Below are 21,736 nucleotides of genomic sequence, written 5' to 3' on the forward strand. Positions count from 1 at the left end.
CCGCCCTGCGTCCCGGTCGCCCCGGCCCGGGGTGACGGGCGGGGCGGGTGGCGACCCAGCGCCGGGTGGGTGGGCGGGGGCTGGCAGAGTGGAGGGGTGAGCCGTACCCCGCAGGGCCAGCGCGCCGGCCTGGACAAGTCCCCGCACGAGGTCGCCGCGATGTTCGACGGGGTGGCCGCCCGTTACGACCTGACGAACACGGTGCTGTCCTTCGGGCAGGACCGCTCGTGGCGGCGGGCCACCCGGGCGGCGCTCGGGCTGCTCCCCGGCGAGCGGGTGCTGGACGTGGGCGCCGGCACCGGGGTGTCGACCCAGGAGCTGGCCCGTTCCGGGGCGTACGCGGTGGGTGCGGATCTGTCGCAGGGGATGCTGCAGGCCGGGCGGCGGGTCCGGCCGGAGGTGCCGCTGCTGGCCGGGGACGCGTTGCGGCTGCCCTTCGCCGACGCCTCCTTCGACGCGGTGACGATCTCCTTCGCCCTGCGCAACGTCAACGACACCGATGCGGTGCTGCGGGAACTGGCCCGGGTGACCCGGCCGGGCGGGCGGCTGGTGGTCTGCGAGTTCAGCACGCCGGTGCACCCCGCCTTCCGTACCGTCTATCTGTCCTATCTGATGCGGTCGTTGCCGGTGGTGGCCCGGACGGTGTCCAGCAACCCCGACGCGTACGTCTACCTGGCGGAGTCGATCCGGGCCTGGCCGGACCAGGCGGCGTTGGCGGCGCGGATCGGCGCGGCCGGTTGGGGTCGGGTGGCGTGGCGCAACCTGACCGGCGGGGTGGTGGCCCTGCACCGGGCCGTCCGCGGGTGACCGTGGGTGAACGGCAACTTTCCCTGATATCCGATTTTGGTGCACTTTGCGACGTATGCTCCCCTGCATGACGGGAGTAGCACCCGGCGGCCCACCGGCCCCCACCGACGACGCCGCCGCCGAGCTTGCCGCCCAGCTCAGGGAGCTGGTCGGCGCGGACCCCGCCGAGGTTCGCCAGGTGGTGGCCGAGGTGCTCGGCGCGCTCGACCGGGCGGCGGGCGGAGCGCTGCGTGACCAACTTCCGGCGGCGATCCGGGCCGAAACCGGCCTGGACGGCGTCCGGAACTGACGGGCGGACCCACCCCGACCCGCATGTTTCCAGGAAGTTAGGTACCCCTCACCCGGCAGCGGAGTAACCACGGTCATAGACTCCAACCCGATCGGGCTTGTGAAGCATTTCACGAGCGTGCGGGAGGAGGCGCAGATGACTTCGGTGGAGAACGACGCCGACGTGATCGTGGTGGGCGCTGGTCCCGGCGGATCGGCGACGGCGTACCACCTGGCGCGGCACGGCGTACGCGTGCTGCTGCTGGAGAAGACCGAGTTCCCCCGCGAGAAGGTGTGCGGGGACGGGCTCACCCCCCGGGCGACCCGGCAGCTCATCCGGATGGGCGTGGACACCTCACCCGAGGCCGGCTGGCTGCACAACAAGGGCCTGCGGGTGATCGGCGGCGGGGTACGCCTCGAACTGGACTGGCCCGACCTGGCCAGCTTCCCCAACTACGGCCTGGTCCGCACCCGGCTGGACTTCGACGACCTGCTCGCCCAGCGGGCGGTCTCCGCCGGTGCCGAGCTGCGCACCGGCGTCAACGTCATCGGCCCGGTGCTCGACGCCGACGACCGGGTGGTCGGGGTGACCGCCGAGGTCGGCCCCGACCGGGAACCGGCCACCTTCCACGCCCCGCTGGTGGTCGCCGCCGACGGCGTCTCCGGCCGGTTCCCGCTCGCCCTCGGCCTGGCCAAGCGGGAGGACCGGCCGATCGGGGTGGCCGTGCGGCGTTACTACCGCTCGCCGGCCAAGCACGACGACGACTACCTGGAGTCCTGGCTGGAGCTGCGCAGCAAGGACAACGACGCGCTGCTGCCCGGCTACGGCTGGATCTTCGGCCTCGGTGACGGCCGGGTCAACGTCGGCCTCGGCGTGCTCAACTCCTCCTCCGCGTTCGGCAAGACCAACTACCGGCGGCTGCTCACCGACTGGCTGGCCAACACCCCGGCGGACTGGGGGATGACCGACGAGGCGAACGCCGACGGCCCGATCCTCGGCGCGGCGCTGCCGATGGGCTTCAACCGGGTACCGCACTACACCCGGGGGGTCCTGCTGGTCGGCGACTCCGGCGGCATGGTCAACCCGTTCAACGGCGAGGGCATCGCGTACGCGATGGAGTCCGGCGAGTTGGCCGCCGAGGTCATCGTGCAGGCGCTGGCCCGGCCGGCCGGGCCGGAGCGGGAGCGGGCGTTGACCGCGTACCCGCAGGAGCTGAAGGCCCGGTTCGGCGGCTACTACCGGCTCGGCGGGATCTTCGTCAAGCTGATCGGTCGGCCCGAGGTGATGCGGATGGCGACCAAACACGGCATGCCGCACCCGATGCTGATGCGCTTCGTCCTCAAACTGCTGGCCAACCTGACCGACCCGCGCGGCGGGGACGCGATGGACCGGGTCATCAACGCGATGACGAAGGCGGCCCCGGCCGTCTAGACCGACCCGCCCGAGGCCAACGACGGTCCCGGGCGGGACAAGAGATCGACCCCCGCTGACGGACGTCACGGTGGACGTGAATAGTGTGAATTTTGTCAAGCACCTGGGGCAGGGGAAGGACGAGCAGGAGAAAAGATGTCGCTCTCGCCTTACGCACCGATCATCGGGCTGTTCGCCCTCGCCGCGGCGTTCTCGCTGTTCTCCGTGGCCGCCGCCCGCTTCGCCGGTCCCCGGCGCTACAACAAGGCCAAGCTCGAGGCGTACGAGTGTGGGATCGAGCCCAGCCCGCAGCCCGTGGGCGGCGGCCGGTTCCCGATCAAGTTCTACCTGACGGCGATGCTCTTCATCGTCTTCGACATCGAGATCATCTTCCTCTACCCCTGGGCGGTCTCCTTCGACGCCCTGCCGATCTTCGGCTTCGTGGAGATGGTCCTGTTCATCGTCGCGGTCTTCGTCGCGTACGCCTATGTGTGGCGGCGCGGCGGCCTGGACTGGGACTGAGGGAGGAACGTCAGATGGGCATCGAGGAGAAACTCCCCGCCGGCGTCCTGCTCACCTCCGTGGAGAAGCTGGTCAACTGGTCGCGGAAGTCGTCCGTCTGGGGCGCCACCTTCGGCCTGGCCTGCTGCGCCATCGAGATGATGGCGGCCGGCGGCCCGCACTACGACATGGGCCGCTGGGGCATGGAGGTCTTCCGGGCCTCGCCACGCCAGGCCGACCTGATGATCGTGGCCGGCCGGGTGAGCCAGAAGATGGCCCCGGTCCTGCGCCAGATCTACGACCAGATGGCCGAGCCCCGCTGGGTGCTCTCCATGGGCGTCTGCGCCAGCAGCGGCGGCATGTTCAACAACTACGCGATCGTGCAGGGTGTCGACCACGTCGTCCCGGTCGACATGTACCTGCCGGGCTGCCCGCCCCGCCCCGAGATGCTCATCGACGCGATCCTCAAGCTCCGCGAGAAGATCATGTACGAGCCGCTCGGCCCGAACGGCCGCAAGATGCAGGCGGCCCGCCTGGAGCGCGGCGACGTGCCCGTGGTGCCGTACGGCTCGATGCCGTCGTCGTACCGCAACGACAAGGCCCGCCGTGCCGAGTGGACGAAGGCGGTCCGCGAGGGGCGCGAGGAGCAGTTGCGGATCGAGAACTGGATGAACGCCCAGAACCACCTCCAGACCCAGGCTGGTCCCAAGTGAACGCGGCGCAGCGCAGCCCCGCAGTGGTGAACGGAGGGCAGGCAGGGTGAGCGCGAGGAGTGCAGCGAAGCGGAGCCCCGCAGTGGTGAACGGAGGGCAGGCACGGTGACCGCGCCGAACGACAGGAAGAACGACGGCGGGGTGCCGGTGCCGGTCACCCCGGCCGGTGCGACCAGCGGCGCTCCCGCCGAGCTGCCGCCGTCCAGCCCCGCCGGGCGCGGCATGTTCGGCATGCAGGGCACCGGCGACGTCTCCGGCTACGGCGGCCTGGTCCGGGTGCGCACCCCGATCGAGGAGGCCCCCCGGCCGTACGGGGGCTACTTCGACGAGGTCCGCGACGCGCTGGAGGAGGCGTACCCGCACTTCGCCGACGCGATCGAGAAGGTCGTCGTCGACCGGGGCGAGCTGACCCTGCACGTGCGTCCGGAGCGGATCGCCGAGGTCTGCCAGGTGATGCGGGACGATCTGGCGCTGCGCTTCGAGCTGTGCTCCTCGGTGTCCGGTGTGGACTACCTCGGTGCCGACGAGCGCCGGCTGCACGTCGTCTACCTGCTGACCTCGATGACCTACCGGCGTCGGGTCCGGCTGGAGGCGGCGGTGTCCGCCGAGAGCCCGCACCTGCCCAGTGTCACCGCCGTCTACCCGACGGCCGACTGGCAGGAGCGCGAGGCGTACGACATGTTCGGGATCATCTTCGACGGCCACCCCAACCTGACCCGGATCCTGATGCCGGACGACTGGGAGGGCCACCCGCAGCGCAAGGACTACCCGCTCGGCGGGGTCCCCGTCGAGTACAAGGGCGCGGAGATCCCGCCGCCGGACCGTAGGAGGTCATACCAGTGACCACGTCCAACTACGCGACCGAACGGGAGACCACCGAGGGGCGGGTCTTCACCGTCACCGGTGGGGACTGGGACCAGGTCGTCTCCGGCACCGATCCGATCAACGACGAGCGGATCGTCGTGAACATGGGTCCGCAGCACCCGTCGACGCACGGTGTGCTCCGGCTGATCCTGGAGCTGGAGGGTGAGACGGTCCGCGAGGCCCGCTCGGTCGTCGGCTACCTGCACACCGGCATCGAGAAGAACCTCGAGTACCGCAACTGGGTGCAGGGTTCGACCTTCGTGACCCGGATGGACTACCTCGCCCCGATCTTCAACGAGACGGCGTACAGCCTCGCGGTGGAGAAGCTGCTCGGCATCACCGACGACATCACCGAGCGGGCCACCACGATCCGCGTGCTGATGATGGAGCTGAACCGGATCTCCTCGCACCTGGTGTGGCTGGCCACCACCGGCATGGAGCTGGGCGCGATCTCGATCATGTTGTACGGCTTCCGCGAGCGGGAGTACATCCTCGACATCTTCGAGACCATCACCGGCCTGCGGATGAACCACGCGTACGTCCGGCCGGGCGGGGTGGCGCAGGACGTGCCGGACGCCGCGATCGTCAAGATCCGCGAGTTCCTCACGATGATGCCGAAGAAGCTCAAGGAGTACGAGGACCTGCTCTCCGGCCAGCCGATCTGGACCGAGCGCACCCAGGGTGTCGCGGTGCTCGACGCGACCGCCTGCCTCGCGCTCGGCGTGACCGGCCCGGTGCTGCGCTCCGCCGGCCTCGGCTGGGACCTGCGCAAGACCATGCCGTACTGCGGTTACGACAGCTACGAGTTCGACGTGCCGACCCACCCGGACGGCGACGTCTGGGGCCGCTACCTGGTCCGGCTCGCCGAGATCCGGGAGTCGCTCAAGCTGGTCGAGCAGGCGCTGGACCGGTTGCGGCCGGGCCCGGTGATGGTGGCCGACCGCAAGATCGCCTGGCCGGCGCAGCTCGCCATCGGCGTGGACGGCATGGGCAACTCGCTGGAGCACGTCGCCAAGATCATGGGTCAGTCGATGGAGTCGCTGATCCACCACTTCAAGCTGGTCACCGAGGGCTTCCGGGTCCCGCCGGGCCAGGTGTACGTCGGCATCGAGTCCCCCCGGGGCGAGCTGGGCGTGCACGCGGTCTCCGACGGTGGCACCCGGCCGTACCGGGTGCACTACCGGGAGCCGAGCTTCGTCAACCTCCAGGCCCTCCCGGCGATGGCCGAGGGCGGCCTGATCGCCGACGTGATCGCCGGTGGCGCCTCGCTGGACCCCGTGATGGGTGGATGTGACAGGTGAGCGCGAGGAGTGAGCTTGCGAGCCCCAGTCGCCCGCGCGAGGAGAGAGCGCAGCGAGCCCCGCAGTCGAGGGCCGAGGCATGCCCAGTCGCGAACGGAAGGCGACTCTGATGACGACGTTTACTGAAGAGACCCGGGCCCGGGCGCGGGAGATCATCGCCCGGTACCCGGCCGACCGGTCCCGCTCGGCGCTGCTGCCGCTGCTGCACCTCGTGCAGTCCGAGGAGGGTTACGTCTCCCCGGCCGGGGTGACGTTCTGCGCCGAGGTGCTGGGCCTGAACAAGGCCCAGGTCGGCGCGGTGGCCACCTTCTACACCATGTACAAGCGCCGGCCCACCGGTGACTACCTGGTGAGCGTCTGCACCAACACGATGTGCAACGTGCTCGGCGGCCAGGAGGTCTACGACACCCTGGTCGAGCACCTGGGCGTCGGGCACGACGAGACGACCGCCGACGGGAAGATCACCCTGGAGCACGCCGAGTGCCTGGCGGCGTGCGACTACGGCCCGGTGATGACGGTCAACTACGACTTCTTCGACGGCGTCGACCCGCAGGGCGCGGTCGGCGTGGTGGACGAGCTGCGTGCCGGGGGCCGGCCGATGCCGACCCGGGGTGCCCGGCTGTGCACGCTGAAGGAGATGGCCGTGCAGCTCGCCGGGTTCGCCGACGAGCGCGACGGTGCGGTCGCCGACGGTGGGCCGGGTGCGGCCACCCTGCGTGGCCTGCGGCTGGCCGAGCAGCACGGCATCTCGGCACCGGGCTACGACCCGAAGACTCCGATCCGCAGCAAGGCCGAGGCCGACCGGGCCGCCGCCGAGGCGAAGGCGAAGGCCGAGGCCGCCAAGGCTCCCGCGCCGGCCGCACCGGCGGCGAAGCCGGAGCAGATCACCGGCAGCACCGCGCCGGACGTCAAGGCGCCGGACGACAAGTCGCCGCAGGTGCGTACCGCCGAGACCCGGCAGCCCGACGCGGCGACCGCCGTGCCGGACGCCCCCGGCACCAAGGTCCCGACGGACGGCCCGCCACCGGCGTCCCGCGACGCGCAGGCGGCGCAGGCGGCCGGGGTGGCCGCGAACACCCCCGCCGGTGACGGCAAACCCGCCGGCGACGAGGCCGGTGCGCAGGAGCGCAACCTCAAGGAAGCCGAGGCGGAAACGGGCGCTGCCGGCGCGGGCTCCGCCGTCGCGAGCGAGACGGGGGCCCAGAAGTGACCACTCCCCGGCCGGAGACCCTGGCCAAGCTGACCCCGGTGCTGACCCGGCGGTGGATCTCCCCGGACGCCTGGCGGATCGGCAGCTACGAGAATCTCGACGGCTACGCCGCGCTGCGCAAGGCCCTCAAGGCCCACCCGGACGACCTGATCCAGCTGATCAAGGACTCCGGGCTGCGCGGGCGGGGCGGCGCGGGCTTCCCCACCGGCCTGAAGTGGGGCTTCATCCCGCAGGGCGACGGCAAGCCGCACTACCTGGTGGTCAACGCCGACGAGGGCGAGCCGGGCACCTGCAAGGACCTGCCGCTGATGACCCACGACCCGCACTCGCTGGTCGAGGGGGTCATCATCGCCTCGTATGCGATCCGGGCCAACCGGGCCTACATCTACATCCGGGGCGAGGCGGTGCACGCCGCCCGCCGGCTGCGCAACGCGGTGGCCGAGGCGCAGGCCAAGGGCTACCTCGGGCGCAACATCCTGGGCACCGGGTTCGACCTGGAGCTGGTGGTGCACTCCGGTGCCGGGGCGTACATCTGCGGCGAGGAGACGGCGCTGCTGGACTCGCTGGAGGGGTTCCGGGGCCAGCCCCGGCTCCGCCCGCCGTTCCCCGCGACCCACGGCCTGTACGCCAGCCCGACGGTGGTCAACAACGTCGGCACCATCGCCAGCGTCCCGTACATCGTGCTGGGCGGTGCTGACTGGTGGAAGTCCATGGGCACGGAGAAGTCCTCCGGGCCGATGATCTACTCGCTGTCCGGTCGGATCGCCAACCCGGGCCAGTTCGAGTGCGGCCTGGGCGTCACCCTGCGCGAGCTGATCGAGCTGGCCGGCGGGATGCAGCCCGGTCACCAGCTGAGGTTCTGGACGCCGGGGGGGTCGTCGACCCCGCTGCTCACCGCCGAGCACCTCGACGTGCCGCTGGACTTCGAGGGGGTGGCGGCGGCCGGCTCGATCCTGGGCACCACGGCCACCCAGATCTTCTCCGACCAGGACTGCCCGGTCTACGCGACCTACCGGTGGCTGGAGTTCTACCACCACGAGTCGTGCGGCAAGTGCACCCCGTGCCGGGAGGGCAACTACTGGATGGTCCGGGTCTACCGGCGCATCCTGGCCGGCCAGGGCACCCACGAGGACCTGGACACCCTGCTCGACACCTGCGACAACATCCTCGGCCGCTCGTTCTGCGGTCTGGGCGACGGCGCGACCAGCTCGGTGACCTCGTCGTTGCAGTACTTCAAGCAGGACTACCTCGACTACATCGAGGGGCGTACCGCGCCGAAGCTGTCGGACAAGCAGCTGGTGGGGGCGCACTGATGAACGCGAGTCCTGCGGTCGCGAAGGGAAGGCGACTCTGATGACCGACGTAGCCAAGCAGACCGAGACGGTCACGCTCACCATCGACGGCGTCGAGGTCACCGCCCCCAAGGGGGCGCTGCTGATCCGGGTCGCCGAGCAGTTGGGCACCGAGATCCCGCGCTTCTGCGACCACCCGCTGCTGGCCCCGGCCGGTGCCTGCCGGCAGTGCCTGGTCGAGGTGGAGGGGCAGCGCAAGCCGGTCGCCTCCTGCACCCAGACCGTCGCCGAGGGCATGGTGGTCCGCACCCAGCTCAGCTCCCCGGTCGCCAAAAAGGCGCAGGAGGGGGTGATGGAGCTGCTGCTGCTCAACCACCCGCTGGACTGCCCCATGTGCGACAAGGGTGGTGAGTGCCCGCTGCAGAACCAGGCGATGTCCACCGGCCGCACCGACTCCCGCTTCCACGAGCACAAGCGGGAGTACGTCAAGCCGATGGAGATCAGCACCCAGGTGCTGCTCGACCGGGAGCGCTGCGTGCTCTGCCAGCGCTGCACCCGGTTCTCCGAGGAGATCGCCGGCGACAAGTTCATCGACCTGATGGGCCGGTCGTCCGCCGAGGAGATCAACATCTACCGGGACGACGCGTACGGCGCGGAGGGCGACTCCGGCGACGTCCCGTTCAACTCGTACTTCTCCGGCAACACCGTGCAGATCTGCCCGGTCGGCGCGCTCACCGGGGCGCAGTACCGGTTCCGGGCCCGCCCGTTCGACCTGGTCTCCAGCCCGAGCGTCTGCGAGCACTGCTCGGCCGGCTGCGCCCAGCGCACCGACTGGCGGCGGGGCAAGGTGCTGCGCCGTCTCGCCGGGGACGACCCGCAGGTCAACGAGGAGTGGAACTGCGACAAGGGGCGGTGGGGCTTCCAGTACACCCGCGCCTTCGACCGGCTCACCACCCCGCTGGTCCGCGACGAGAAGTCCGGTGAGCTGCGGGAGGCGTCCTGGAGCGAGGCGCTGACCCGGGCCGCCGACGGGCTGCGGGCCGCCCGCGACGAGGGACGTGGCACGGCGGTACTGACCGGCGGCCGGCTGACCGTCGAGGACGCCTACGCGTACGCGAAGTTCGCCCGGGTCGCCCTGAACACCAACGACATCGACTTCCGGGCCCGGCCGGTCTCCCGCGAGGAGTCCGACTTCCTGGCCAGCAGCGTCGCCGGGGTCACCGACGTGACCTACGCCGACGTGGAGAAGGCGTCCTCGGTGGTGCTGGTCGGGCTGGAGCCGGAGGAGGAGTGCCCGATCCTCTTCCTGCGGCTGCGCAAGGCGTACCTGAAGAAGAAGCTGACGGTCTACGCGATCGCCCCGTTCGCCACCCGGGGCCTGGAGAAGCTCGGGGCCAAGCTGGCCCGGGTGGTGCCGGGCGAGGAGGCGAGCGTGCTCGCCGAGCACGACACGGTGGCCGAGGCGTTGAGCGCCGAGGGCGCGATCCTGTTCGTCGGCGAGCGGCTGGCCGGGGTGCCCGGTGGCCTCTCCGCCGCCGCGGACGTCGCCCGGCGTACCGGTGCGAAGCTGGCCTGGGTGCCGCGGCGCGCGGGTGACCGGGGTGCGGTCGACGCGGGCTGCCTGCCCAACCTGCTGCCCGGCGGGCGTCCGGTGACCGAGCCGTCGGCCCGCGCCGAACTGGGCGAGGCGTGGGACATCCCGGCCGGGGTGATCCCCAGCCAGGCCGGTCGGGACACCGACCAGATCCTGGCCGCCGCCGCGAACGGCCAGCTCGGCGCCCTGGTGGTGGCCGGGGTGGACCCGGCCGACCTGGCCGACCCGAGGCTGGCCGAGCAGGCGCTCGACGCGGTGCCGTTCCTGGTCAGCCTGGAGCTGCGCAATTCGGCGGTGGCCCGTCGGGCGGACGTGGTCCTGCCGGTCGCCCCGGTGGCCGAGAAGGCCGGCAGCTTCCTGGACTGGGAGGGTCGGCTGCGTACGTTCGAGGCGGTGTTGCACACCGCCGCGATGACCGACGCGCGGGTGCTGGACGCGATCGCCGCGCAGCTCGACGTCCGGCTCGGTACCGGCGACGTGTCGGGCATCCGCCGGGAGCTGGGCGCACTGCCGCCGACCCGGGCCGACCGGCCGGTCAGCCCGTCGGTAGCCCCGGCGACCGTGCCCCAGCCGGGTGCGGGCGAGGCGGTGCTGGCGACCTGGCACCAGCTGATCGACCTGGGCAGCCTCACCGACGGCGACGAGCACCTCGCCGGCACCGCCCGCCCGCCGGTGGTCCGGCTGGGCAAGGGCACCGCCGAGACGCTCGGCGTGGCCGACGGCGACCCGGTCACGGTGGGCACCGACCGGGGTGCGGTCACCCTGCCGGCGGCCATCACCGAGATGCCCGACGGCGTCGTCTGGCTGCCGACCAACTCTCCCGGTTCGACCGTCCGGCGCAGCCTCGGCACCGCGTCCGGCACGGTGGTACGGATCTCCGGAGGTGCACAGTGAACACCCTCCTCCTGGCGCAGGACCCGACGCTCGCCGACTTCGGCCGGGACCCGTGGTGGCTGGTCCTCATCAAGATCGTCTTCGCGTTCGTCTTCGGTCTGCTCGCCACCCTGCTCGGCGTCTGGTTCGAGCGGCGGGTCGTCGGCTACATGCAGGTCCGGCCCGGCCCCAACCAGGTCGGCCCGTTCGGCCTGCTCCAGACCCTCGCCGACGGCCTCAAGATGGCCTTCAAGGAGGACATCCTCCCGAAGGCCGCCGACAAGGTGGTCTACTTCTTCGCGCCGGTCATCTCGGTGGTCTGCGCGGTCACCGCACTGTCGGTGATCCCGTTCGGCCCGATGGTGAGCATCTTCGGCCACCGGACCCCGTTGCAGGTCACCGACGTACCGGTGGCGGTGCTGGTGCTGCTGGCCTGCTCGTCGCTGGCCGTCTACGGCATCGTGCTCGGCGGCTGGGCCTCCGGCTCGACGTACCCGCTGCTCGGTGGCCTGCGCTCCAGCGCCCAGATGATCTCCTACGAGGTCGCCATGGGGTTGAGCATCGTCGCGGTGTTCATGACCGCCGGCACCATGTCCACCAGCGGGATCGTCGCCGCCCAGGGGGACGCCACCCGGCTCACCATCGCCGGCGTCGAGATCCCCGCCCCCGGCTGGTACGCGATCCTGCTGCTGCCCAGCTTCATCATCTTCTTCATCGCCACCGTCGGCGAGACCAACCGGGCGCCGTTCGACCTGCCCGAGGCCGAGTCGGAGCTGGTCGCCGGCTTCATGACCGAGTACAGCTCGCTGAAGTTCGCGCTCTTCATGCTCTCCGAGTACGTCGCCATGGTGACCATGTCCGCGGTGACCACGACGCTCTTCCTCGGTGGCTGGCGGGCCCCCTGGCCGATCACGCTGTGGGCGGACGCCAACACCGGTTGGTGGCCGATGCTCTGGTTCTTCGGCAAGGTGCTGCTACTGGTCTTCGTCTTCGTGTGGCTCCGGGGCACCCTGCCCCGGCTGCGCTACGACCAGTTCATGCGCTTCGGCTGGAAGGTGCTGCTCCCGATCAACCTGGTCTGGATCCTGGTCCTGGCCGGGCTGCGCTCCATCGAGGACTGGCAGTCGCGGGACCGGCTGCTCGCCACCGCCGTCGGCGCGGGCGTACTGCTGCTGGCGACGCTGCTGTGGCCGAGCCGCAAGCCGGCCTCGAAGCCGACCCCGCAGGAACAGGCCGACAACCGGCCGTACGGCAGCTTCCCGTTGCCCCCGCTGGATCTACAGGTACCGCCGAGCCCGCGCACGAAGCGTGTGGTCGCCGAGCGGGAGCCGGCCAACATCGCCACCGGCTCCGACTCTCAGGAGGTGTGACGTGGGCGCGATCACCGGAACGTTCAAGGGCTTCGGTGTCACCTTCTCGCACATGTTCAGGAAGGTCGTCACCACCGACTACCCGTTCAAGCCGCCGGTCTCGGCGCCGCGCTACCACGGGCGGCACATCCTCAACCGGCACCCGGACGGCCTGGAGAAGTGCATCGGCTGCGAGCTGTGCGCCTGGGCCTGCCCGGCGGACGCGATCTTCGTCGAGGGTGGCGACAACACCGACGAGCAGCGCTTCTCGCCGGGCGAGCGGTACGCCAGCGTCTACCAGATCAACTACGCCCGGTGCATCTTCTGCGGGCTCTGCATCGAGGCCTGCCCGACCCGTTCGCTGACCATGAGCAACGAGTACGAGCTGGCCCGGGACAACCGGCAGGATCTGATCTTCACCAAGGAGCAGTTGCTCGCTCCGCTGCTCGAAGGCATGGAGCAGCCGCCGCACCCGATGCGGCTCGGTGACAGCGAGAAGGACTACTACGTCGGCGCGCTGACCAACCCGGGCACCTCGGCCGGTGCCGAGCAGTCCCCGATGGGGCCCGGCCGCTACCAGGTCGAGGAGCATCCCGGGGTGACCTTCCCGGGTGCCGAGCAGGCGGCCCAGCGGGCGGCGGGCAAGGGAGCCGGAGCATGAACACGTCCACGGTGCTCGCCGCGGCGGGCCAGGTGTCCGGGGGTGAGGAGGTCACCTTCTGGATCCTCGCCCCGTTGGCGCTGATCGGCGCGATCGGCATGGTCTGGGCGCGCAACGCCGTGCACTCGGCGCTGTTCCTGGTGCTCACCATGCTCTGCCTGGGCGTGTTCTACGTGCTCCAGGCCGGGCCGTTCATCGGCATGGTGCAGATCATCGTCTACACCGGCGCGATCATGATGCTGTTCCTGTTCGTGCTGATGCTGGTCGGCCGGGACGCCTCGGACTCGCTGATCGAGACGCTGCGCGGCCAGCGGGTCGCCGCGGTGGTGCTCGGGCTCGGCTTCGCCGGGCTGGTCGGCACCGGCCTCTACCGGGCGCTGAACGGGGTCACCGCCGTCGGCCTGGACCAGGCCAACGCGGAGGGCAACGTGCAGGGCATCGCCCGGCTGCTGTTCACCAAGTACGTCCTGGCCTTCGAGCTGACCTCCGCGCTGCTGATCACGGCGGCGATCGGCGCGATGGTGCTGGCGCACATCGAGCGGCGCAAGGAAGACAAGATGGACCAGGTCGCCACGATGAAGGCCCGGTTCCGCCCCGGCAACTACCCCGGCCCGAAGCCCGGTCCGGGCGTCTTCGCCACCTCCTCCTCGGTGGCCACCCCGGCCCGGCTGCCCGACGGCCGGCTGACCGACCGCAGCACCCCGGCGATCCTGCCGCAGCGGGAGCTGACCGCCGAGGAAACCACCCTGAAGGGGACGGAACGGTGAGCCCTGACTACTACCTGATCCTGGCGGCGGTGCTGTTCACCATCGGCGCGGTCGGCGTGCTGGTGCGGCGCAACGCGATCGTGCTGTTCATGTGCGTGGAGCTGATGCTCAACGCGGCCAACCTGACGCTGGTCACCTTCAGCCGGATCAACGGTGACCTCAACGGACAGATCATGGCGTTCTTCGTGATGGTGGTGGCGGCGGCCGAGGTCGTGGTCGGGCTCGCGATCATCATGTCGATCTTCCGGACCCGGCGCTCCGCGAGCGTCGACGACGCCAACCTGCTGAAGTACTAAAGGGGCCCTGCGGTGGATGAGATTCTGACGTACGCCCAGGCGGCAGAGCCAGCGGGTGCCGTCACCTACGCGGCGGCTGACGGCCTGCTGAGCAGCGTCTGGCTGTTGGTGGCGATCCCGCTGGCCAGCGCGGCGATCCTGCTGCTGCTCGGCCGGCGGGCCGACCGCTGGGGGCACTGGCTGGGCGTGGCCGCGATCGGTGCCGCGTTCGTGCTGGGGCTCACCTCGTTCTTCCAGCTGCGCGGGCTGGAGAACAAGTCCGTCGAGCTGAGCCTCTGGGACTTCATCACGGTCGGCAACCTGCGGGTCGACTTCGGTCTGCTCTTCGACCCGCTCGCCGCCGTCTTCGTCCTGCTGATCACCGGGGTGGGTTTCCTGATCCACCTCTACGCGGTCGAGTACATGGCGCACGACGAGGGCCGGCGACGGTTCTTCGCGTACTTCAACCTGTTCGTCGCCGCGATGCTGCTGCTGGTGCTCGGCAACAACTACGTGATGCTCTACTTCGGCTGGGAGGGCGTCGGCCTGGCGTCGTACCTGCTGATCTCCTTCTGGTACGGCCGGCCGAGCGCGGCCACCGCCGGCAAGAAGGCGTTCCTGATGAACCGGGTCGGCGACGCCGGCCTGGCGATCGGCATCTTCATCCTGTTCGCCACCCTCGGCACCACCCAGTACGACGAGGTCTTCTCCTCCGTCGGCGGGCTGGCCAGCGGCACGGTGCTGGTGCTGGGCCTGCTGCTGCTGCTCGGCGCGGCCGGCAAGTCCGGTCAGTTCCCGCTCCAGGCGTGGCTGCCGGACGCGATGGAGGGCCCGACCCCGGTGTCGGCGCTCATCCACGCGGCCACCATGGTCACCGCGGGTGTCTACCTGATCGCCCGGTCCAACCCGATCTTCTCGGCCAACGAGACGCTCCAACTCGTGGTGGTCAGCGTCGGCGCGTTGACCCTGCTGATGGGCTGCATCATCGGCGCGGCCAAGGACGACATCAAGCGGGTGCTGGCCTGGTCGACCGTCAGCCAGATCGGCTACATGTTCCTCGGTGTCGGTCTCGGTGGTGCGGCGTACGCGCTGGCCATCGTGCACCTGCTCGCACACGGCTTCTTCAAGGCGAACATGTTCCTCGGTGCCGGCTCGGTCATGCACGGCATGAACGACCAGGTGGACATCCGCCGCTTCGGCGGGCTGTCGAAGTACATGAAGATCACCTGGATCACCTTCATGATGGGCTGGCTCGCCATCATCGGCATGTTCCCGTTCTCCGGCTTCTTCTCCAAGGAGCCGATCATCGTGGCCGCGTTCGAGCGGGAGGGCTGGACGGCCTGGCTGTTCGGCGGGGCGGCGCTGCTCGGCGCGGGGCTGACCGCCTTCTACATGACCCGGTTGTTCGTGCTGACCTTCCACGGCCCGAAGCGGTGGACCGAGGACATCGAGCACCCGCACGAGTCGCCGAAGCTGATGACCATCCCGCTGATCCTGCTGGCGATCGGTTCGGTCGGCGCCGGTTTCCTGCTCGCCACCTCGGTGCCGGACTGGCTGACCGCCACCGCCGGACTGGGCGGCGAGCACGCCGAGCATGCGGCGGTGCTGCCGCACTGGCTGCTGACCGCGCTGTCGCTGGTGGTGACGGTGCTCGGTGCCGGGCTGGCCTGGGCGCTGTTCCGCAACGGTACGGCCACCGCGCCGCAGCCGGCCGGGGTGCTGGTCACCGCCGCCCGGCGCAACCTCTACACGGACGCCTTCAACGAGGTGGTCTTCGAGAAGCCGGGCATCTTCCTCACCCGGGCGCTGGTCTTCCTCGACAACCGGGGCATCGACGGGCTGGTCAACGGCCTCGCCGCCGGGGTCGGGGGCGGTTCGGGTCGGCTCCGGCGCTGGCAGACCGGCTTCGTCCGGTCGTACGCCACCTCGATCCTGACCGGCGCGCTGCTCGTGGTGGCGGCGTTCCTGGCGGTGCAGGCGGGGTGGCTGGCGTGATCGACCTCAATGCGACAGCCCCCGCCGGCGGGCCCCGCATCCACGACGGAGGTAAGGCCGCATAATGTCCAACTTCCCGTTCCTCTCGGTGCTGACCGTGGCACCGCTGGTCGGCGCCCTGGTCGTGGCCTTCCTGCCGCGTCGCCGGCCCGATCTGGCCAAGCAGGTCGCGTTCGGCTGGTCGCTGCTGGTGCTGGCGCTGTCGGTGGTGATGTGGGTTTCGTTCCAGGCCGACGGTGACCGGCTCCAGTTCCGCGAGTCGTACCCGTGGATCCCCACCTGGGACGTCAACTTCACCTTTGCCGTCGACGGCATCGCACTGGTCATGCTGATGCTGATCGCGGTGCTGGTGCCGCTGGTGATCCTGGCGTCCTGGCACGACGCCGACGCGTCGAAGCGGTCGGTGCCGGCCTACTTCGCCCTGCTGCTCGTCCTCGAATCCACGATGATCGGCGTCTTCGCCGCCGCCGACGTCTTCCTGTTCTATGTGTTCTTCGAGGTCATGCTGGTGCCGATGTACTTCCTGATCGGCAGCTACGGCGGCCACCAGCGGCAGTACGCGGCGGTGAAGTTCTTCCTCTACTCGCTGGTCGGCGGGCTGTTCATGCTGGCCGCGGTGATCGGCCTGTGGGTGGTCGGCGGCAAGACCTTCGACTGGCAGACGCTGACCCAGGTGGACATCTCCACCGGCACGGAGCGCTGGCTGTTCCTCGGCTTCTTCCTCGCCTTCGCGATCAAGGCACCGTTCTTCCCGTTCCACACCTGGCTGCCGGACGCCGGTCGGGCCGCCCCGGCGGGTGCCGCCGCGCTGCTGGTCGGCGTGCTGGACAAGGTCGGTACGTTCGGCATCCTGCGGTACTGCCTGCCGCTGTTCCCGGAGGCGTCGAAGTGGTTCGCCCCGTGGGCGCTGGCGCTGGGGCTGATCGGCATCCTCTACGCCGCGCTGCTCGCCGTCGGCCAGTCCGACCTGAAGCGGCTGGTGTCGTACACCTCGATCGCGCACTTCGGGTTCATCGGGGTCGGCATCTTCGCCTTCACCACGCAGGCGGGCACCGGCGCGGTGCTCTACATGCTCAACCACGGGCTCGCCACCGGCCTGCTGTTCCTGGTCGTCGGGATGCTCATCGCCCGCCGGGGCTCGTCGCTGATCTCCGACTTCGGTGGGGCGGGCAAGCTGGTGCCGCTGCTGGCCGGGGTGCTCTTCTTCGCCGGTCTGGCGTCGCTGGCACTGCCCGGCACCGCGCCGTTCGTCTCCGAGTTCCTGGTGCTGATCGGCACGTTCACGGTGAACAAGCCGGTCGCGGTGATCGCCACCCTGGGCATCATCCTGGCGGCGGCGTACGTGCTGTGGATGGTGCAGCGCACCACCCAGGGCACGCTCAACCCGGAGCTGACCGAGGTCAAGGCGATGCACCGCGACCTCACCCTGCGCGAGAAGGCAGTGGTCGCCCCGCTGATCGCCCTGATCCTGCTGCTCGGCTTCTATCCCAAGCCGGTCACCGATGTGATCAACCCCGCCGTCCAGGCGACCATGCAGGACGTCGGCAAGACCGATCCCGCCCCTGAGGTCGGCAGCGTCCAGGAGGCTGCGCAGTGAGCGCGAGGAGCGAACGAGCGCAGCGAGTGAGCCCCGCAGTCGCGATCGAAAGGCGGCATCCGCAGTGACCGAACTCAAGTTGCCGTCGATCGACTATCCGTCGATCGCCCCGATCCTGATCATGCTGGGGGTGGCCCTGCTGGGTGTCCTGGTGGAGGCGTTCGTACCGCGTCCCCGCCGGCACCTGGTGCAGCTGACGCTGTCCCTGGTGGCGGTGCTCGCCGCGCTGGTGATGGTGGTGCTCAACGCCGACGCCCGGCTGGTCACGGCGGGTGGGGCGCTGGCCGTGGACGGTCCCGCCCTGTTCCTGCAGGGCACCATCCTGGTGCTCGCCGCGATGTCGTTGCTGCTGATCGGCGAGCGGTCGGTGGAGCGCGGTGGTGCGTTCGTCGCCCAGGCGGCGGTGACCGCCGAGTCGGCCGACGACCGGAAGCAGGCCGAGGGACGCAACGGGGCCACCGAGGTGTACCCGCTGACCAGCTTCGCGATCGGCGGCATGCTGATCTTCGTGGCGGCGAACGACCTGCTGACCATGTTCATCGCGCTGGAGGTCTTCTCCCTGCCGCTCTACCTGCTCTGCGCGCTGGCCCGTCGCCGGCGGCTGCTGAGCCAGGAAGCGGCGATGAAGTACTTCCTGCTCGGCGCGTACGCCTCGGCGTTCTTCCTGTTCGGGGTGGCCCTGGTGTACGGCTTCACCGCCGGCATCCCGGGCCGCTCGGCCGGCGTCGACTTCGCCACCGTGCACGCCGCGGTGAACGAGTCCCCGGCCAGCGAGGTGCTGCTCTTCGCCGGGATGGCGCTGATCGCCATCGGCCTGCTGTTCAAGGCTGCCGCCGCCCCGTTCCACGTCTGGACCCCGGACGTCTACCAGGGTGCGCCGACCCCGGTCACCGGCTTCATGGCGGCCTGCACGAAGGTGGCCGCGTTCGGGGCCCTGCTGCGGGTCTTCCACGTGGCGTTCGATCAGACCGCCTGGGACTTCACCCCCGTCCTCGGGGTGGTGGCGGTGCTCACCATGCTGGTCGGCGCGGTGCTGGCGGTCACCCAGACCGACATCAAGCGGCTGCTGGCGTACTCGTCGATCGCCAACGCCGGATACCTGCTGGTCGGGGTCCTCGCCCCGACCGGGGCGGGCGTCTCCGGCACGATGTTCTACCTGGCCGCGTACGGCTTCTCGGTGCTCGCCGCGTTCGCCGTGGTGACCCTGGTCCGGGACGCCGACGGGGAGGCCACCCACCTGTCCCGCTGGGCCGGGCTGGGCCGCCGCTCGCCGTTCTATGCCGGGGTCTTCACCTTCATCCTGCTGGCCTTCGCCGGTATCCCGTTGACCAGCGGCTTCATGAGCAAGTTCGCGGTCTTCGGCCCGGCGCTGGAGAGCGGGCACGCCTGGCTGGTGGTGGCCGGTGTGCTGACCAGCATGGTGCTGGCCTTCCCGTACCTGCGGGTGGTGGTGATGATGTGGCTGTCGGAGCCGGGCGAGAGCACCCCGACCGTCGCGGTGCCGGGCGGGCTGACCGCCACCGCGCTGATGATCGGGGTGGCCGCCACGCTGATCCTCGGCGTGCTGCCGGCACCCCTGCTCGACCTGGCGACGGACGCCGCAGCATTCGTCAGGTGACCCGTTTCCCGTGGCCGTGGGGCCGGTGCGCTCAGGCGTGCCGGCCCCACGGCCGTATCCCCCGTCCGGAGCAGGTCGAACGGGTGTGGCATGGTTGATGGTGTGGTGATTCCGGCGGGGGAGCGTTCAGGCGGCGTCGGCTCCGGCGGTCGTCGGGGACGGGCGGGCACGGGTCAGGTCGGCGCGCTCGGCGTGCACCTCGCCGATCCACGGGTCGAGGCGTCCGTGCTGGGCCTGCTCGACGACGTCGAGGTCGAGCTGCGGGCCAGCGTGGCCAGCGCCGATCCACTCGTCACCGAGGCGGCCCGGCACCTGGTCGAGGCGGGCGGCAAGCGGTTCCGTCCGCTGCTGGTGGCCCTGGGTGCGCAGTTCGGTGACCCGGCGGGCCCGCAGGTGGTGCCGGCGGCCGTGGTGATGGAGCTCACCCACCTGGCCACCCTCTACCACGACGACGTGATGGACGAGGCCGCCGTGCGGCGGGGTGCCCCGAGCGCCAACTCCCGCTGGACCAACTCGGTGGCCATCCTGGTCGGCGACTACCTCTTCGCGCGGGCCGCGGACATCGCCGCCGACCTGGGCCCGACGGCGGTCCGTCTCCAGGCCCGCACGTTCGCCCGGCTGGTGCACGGCCAGATCGCCGAGACCGTCGGTCCCCGCACGCAGGACCCGGTCGACCACTACCTGCGGGTGATCGCCGACAAGACGGGGTCGCTGATCGCCACCTCGGCCCGGTTCGGCGGGATGTTCGGTGGGGCGTCCGAGGAGCACACCGAGGCCCTCGCCGGCTACGGGGAGACCATCGGGGTGGCCTTCCAGCTCTCCGACGACCTGCTCGACATCGCCTCCGAGTCGACCCAGTCGGGTAAGACACCCGGCACCGACCTGCGCGAGGGGGTGCCGACCCTGCCGGTGCTCTACGCGCTGGCCGGCGACGACTCCGACGCGGCCTCGGTGCGGCTGCGGGAGATCCTGTCCACCGGCCCGCTCGTCGACGACGCGCTGCACGCCGAGGCGCTCGGCCTGCTGCGGGAGTCCCCCGCGCTCAAGCGGGCCCGGGAGACCGTCCGCAGCTACGCCGAGGACGCCCGTGCGCGGTTGGCCCCGCTGCCGCAGATCCCGGCCCGGCGGGCGCTCGAATCCCTCTGCGACTACATCGCCGACCGCACCAGCTGACCTGCGCCGCTCGACGACCGGCCCGACCGGGTACCGTCGGCCGCCCCCGTTCGTCACCCGCTGACCTGTGCCGCTCGACGACCGGCCGGGCCGGCCGGGTGCCGTCAGCCGTCCCCGTTCGTCAGCCGGCGGCGGAGCGCCGCAGCAGCCGGCTGCCGGTGAGCATGAGCACGGCGGCGAGGAGCATGGCGACCCCGGCGGCCAGCCACATCACCGGGTAGCCGCGGGTGCCGGCGAGCGCCCCGAGCCCGAGCGGGCCGAGGCAGCCGCCGGCGTACACCCCGGTCTGGGTGATCGAGGTGGCGGCGGCCGGGGCCTGCGGGTGCAGCCGGACCACCGCGAAGTTCAGCAGGCCGGGCCAGGCCCAGCCCAGCCCGAAGCCGAGGACCACCCCGGCGGTGAGTGGCACCGGACCGGCCACGGCCAGCAGCCCCAACCCGACCGCCCCGACCACCAGCATCGCGGCGATCAGCGCGACGTGACCGGTGTCCCGCCGGTCGGCCAGCCAGCCGACGCCGATCCGGGCGGCCACGCAGACCGCGCCGCCGAGGGTGAGCACCAGCCCGGCCGGGCCGGGAGCGAGCCCCCGGTGCACCGACGAGTCCACCACGAAGGTGCCCAGCGCGTTGGCCGCGCCCGCCGCGAGGGTCGCCGCCACCCCGACCACCACCAGCGCCGTGGTGGCCCCACCGCCGCGTTCCGCCGCACGCTCCCGCGCCGGTCCGGCCACCTGCGGGGGTACGGCCGGCAGCGCGGCCAGGGCGGCTGCGGCGGCGGCCACGAACGCCCAGCGCCAGCCGGCGGTGAGGGCGATCGCCGGCACCGCCGCCCCGGCCAGCAGCGTGGAGGCGGGAATGGCGGCCTGCTTCACCCCGAACGACAGGCCCTGCCGCCGGGCGGGTACGTGCCGGGCCAGCGCCGCGTTGCTGGCCAGTTGGCCCAACGCGTTGGCGGTGGCGCTCAGCGCGAGCAGCCCCACCAGCACCGGGTACGACCGGGCCAGCCCGGCGATGGCGAGCAGGCAACCGGCGGCGAGACCGATGGCGACCCGGGCCACCACGGCGGGGCCGACCCGTTCCACCAGCCGGCCGGAGGGCATCGAGGCGAGCGCGCTGACGCCGAAGTAGATCGACACGGCCAGTCCCAGCCCGGCGGGGGAGAAACCGAGGTCGTCCCCCATCTGCACGGCGAGCCCGCCGACCAGGAAGACCGGCAGGACGCTGGCGACGGTGGTCGCGACCGCTGCGACGCCGGCCCGCACGGGGCGTACGGTGGGCCGGCTCGGCGGGGGGCTGAGCGCGGTGTCGGTCATCGTGGGCTCAACCTACGCGAGTCGAGTTCCTGACAACCGTCGGCGTGTCGCCGGGTGACCCGCCGTATACCGCCTGATCTGGCATCCACCACCCGAACGGGCGTTCCGTCTCGGCCCGGTATTTCATATGGTGTAAGTCCCCGGCTGCGGAGGTGG

19 protein-coding genes are annotated in these 21,736 nt (G+C 71.1%); 18 read left to right on the forward strand and 1 reads right to left on the reverse strand.

Annotation, left to right across the window (positions count from 1 at the left end; translation table 11 throughout):
- The first annotated feature begins 96 nt into the window (after nucleotides 1-96).
- The 18 genes from JQN83_RS03380 (at nucleotide 97) to JQN83_RS03465 (ending at nucleotide 20,268) form a co-directional block, all read left to right on the forward strand.
- On the forward strand, nucleotides 97-807 hold the full coding sequence (locus JQN83_RS03380; protein WP_208565510.1) for a demethylmenaquinone methyltransferase: 711 nt from the start codon (nucleotides 97-99) through the stop codon (nucleotides 805-807).
- A 67-nt stretch (nucleotides 808-874) separates the two neighbouring features.
- Nucleotides 875-1,096, forward strand: a complete 222-nt coding sequence (locus tag JQN83_RS03385; RefSeq protein WP_208565511.1) for a hypothetical protein — start codon at nucleotides 875-877, stop codon at nucleotides 1,094-1,096.
- A 135-nt stretch (nucleotides 1,097-1,231) separates the two neighbouring features.
- Nucleotides 1,232-2,506 carry a geranylgeranyl reductase family protein gene (locus JQN83_RS03390; RefSeq protein WP_208565512.1) on the forward strand — a complete coding sequence of 425 codons (1,275 nt, stop codon included), beginning with the start codon at nucleotides 1,232-1,234 and terminating at the stop codon, nucleotides 2,504-2,506.
- A 135-nt stretch (nucleotides 2,507-2,641) separates the two neighbouring features.
- Nucleotides 2,642-3,007: an NADH-quinone oxidoreductase subunit A gene (locus JQN83_RS03395; protein WP_067300536.1), complete on the forward strand. Its 366-nt coding sequence runs from the start codon at nucleotides 2,642-2,644 to the stop codon at nucleotides 3,005-3,007.
- A 14-nt stretch (nucleotides 3,008-3,021) separates the two neighbouring features.
- Nucleotides 3,022-3,699, forward strand: coding sequence for a NuoB/complex I 20 kDa subunit family protein (locus JQN83_RS03400; RefSeq protein WP_067300532.1), 678 nt, complete (start codon nucleotides 3,022-3,024; stop codon nucleotides 3,697-3,699).
- Nucleotides 3,700-3,804: 105 nt separating this feature from the next.
- Nucleotides 3,805-4,542: an NADH-quinone oxidoreductase subunit C gene (locus JQN83_RS03405; protein WP_208565513.1), complete on the forward strand. Its 738-nt coding sequence runs from the start codon at nucleotides 3,805-3,807 to the stop codon at nucleotides 4,540-4,542.
- Complete coding sequence (locus JQN83_RS03410; RefSeq protein WP_208565514.1) at nucleotides 4,539-5,864, forward strand: NADH-quinone oxidoreductase subunit D; 1,326 nt, start codon at nucleotides 4,539-4,541, stop codon at nucleotides 5,862-5,864. Before JQN83_RS03405 ends, JQN83_RS03410 begins: the two co-directional genes overlap by 4 nt.
- Nucleotides 5,865-5,973: 109 nt before the next feature.
- Nucleotides 5,974-7,074 (forward strand): NADH-quinone oxidoreductase subunit NuoE, encoded by a 1,101-nt coding sequence (gene nuoE / locus JQN83_RS03415; protein ID WP_244251573.1) that lies wholly within the window; start codon nucleotides 5,974-5,976, stop codon nucleotides 7,072-7,074.
- Nucleotides 7,071-8,387, forward strand: coding sequence for an NADH-quinone oxidoreductase subunit NuoF (gene nuoF / locus JQN83_RS03420; RefSeq protein WP_208565516.1), 1,317 nt, complete (start codon nucleotides 7,071-7,073; stop codon nucleotides 8,385-8,387). The genes nuoE and nuoF overlap by 4 nt, the downstream gene beginning before the upstream one ends.
- 40 nt (nucleotides 8,388-8,427) lie before the next feature.
- Nucleotides 8,428-10,854 carry an NADH-quinone oxidoreductase subunit G gene (locus JQN83_RS03425; protein ID WP_208565517.1) on the forward strand — a complete coding sequence of 809 codons (2,427 nt, stop codon included), beginning with the start codon at nucleotides 8,428-8,430 and terminating at the stop codon, nucleotides 10,852-10,854.
- Entirely contained in the window at nucleotides 10,851-12,203 is a 1,353-nt protein-coding gene (gene nuoH / locus JQN83_RS03430; protein WP_208565518.1) for an NADH-quinone oxidoreductase subunit NuoH, read from the forward strand. The genes JQN83_RS03425 and nuoH overlap by 4 nt, the downstream gene beginning before the upstream one ends.
- Nucleotide 12,204: 1 nt before the next feature.
- Nucleotides 12,205-12,843, forward strand: coding sequence for an NADH-quinone oxidoreductase subunit NuoI (gene nuoI / locus JQN83_RS03435; protein ID WP_208565519.1), 639 nt, complete (start codon nucleotides 12,205-12,207; stop codon nucleotides 12,841-12,843).
- Entirely contained in the window at nucleotides 12,840-13,610 is a 771-nt protein-coding gene (locus JQN83_RS03440; protein WP_088646150.1) for an NADH-quinone oxidoreductase subunit J, read from the forward strand. Before nuoI ends, JQN83_RS03440 begins: the two co-directional genes overlap by 4 nt.
- Nucleotides 13,607-13,906, forward strand: coding sequence for an NADH-quinone oxidoreductase subunit NuoK (gene nuoK / locus JQN83_RS03445; RefSeq protein ID WP_091244416.1), 300 nt, complete (start codon nucleotides 13,607-13,609; stop codon nucleotides 13,904-13,906). Before JQN83_RS03440 ends, nuoK begins: the two co-directional genes overlap by 4 nt.
- 12 nt (nucleotides 13,907-13,918) lie before the next feature.
- The gene (gene nuoL, locus JQN83_RS03450; protein WP_208565520.1) at nucleotides 13,919-15,880 is read left to right on the forward strand and encodes an NADH-quinone oxidoreductase subunit L; all 1,962 of its coding nucleotides are present in this window, start codon (nucleotides 13,919-13,921) and stop codon (nucleotides 15,878-15,880) included.
- Nucleotides 15,881-15,944: 64 nt separating this feature from the next.
- Nucleotides 15,945-17,477, forward strand: coding sequence for an NADH-quinone oxidoreductase subunit M (locus JQN83_RS03455; protein WP_208565521.1), 1,533 nt, complete (start codon nucleotides 15,945-15,947; stop codon nucleotides 17,475-17,477).
- 64 nt (nucleotides 17,478-17,541) lie between these two features.
- Nucleotides 17,542-19,095, forward strand: a complete 1,554-nt coding sequence (nuoN, locus tag JQN83_RS03460) for an NADH-quinone oxidoreductase subunit NuoN (RefSeq protein WP_208565522.1) — start codon at nucleotides 17,542-17,544, stop codon at nucleotides 19,093-19,095.
- A gap of 90 nt (nucleotides 19,096-19,185) precedes the next feature.
- Nucleotides 19,186-20,268, forward strand: a complete 1,083-nt coding sequence (locus JQN83_RS03465; RefSeq protein ID WP_208565523.1) for a polyprenyl synthetase family protein — start codon at nucleotides 19,186-19,188, stop codon at nucleotides 20,266-20,268.
- A gap of 121 nt (nucleotides 20,269-20,389) precedes the next feature.
- On the opposite strand, the gene JQN83_RS03470 is transcribed toward JQN83_RS03465, so the two are convergent.
- Nucleotides 20,390-21,580, reverse strand: coding sequence for an MFS transporter (locus JQN83_RS03470; protein ID WP_208565524.1), 1,191 nt, complete (start codon nucleotides 21,578-21,580; stop codon nucleotides 20,390-20,392).
- Between the last annotated feature and the right edge of the window lie 156 nt (nucleotides 21,581-21,736).

This window comes from Micromonospora antibiotica (assembly GCF_017599305.1).
Classification (GTDB): domain Bacteria; phylum Actinomycetota; class Actinomycetes; order Mycobacteriales; family Micromonosporaceae; genus Micromonospora; species Micromonospora antibiotica.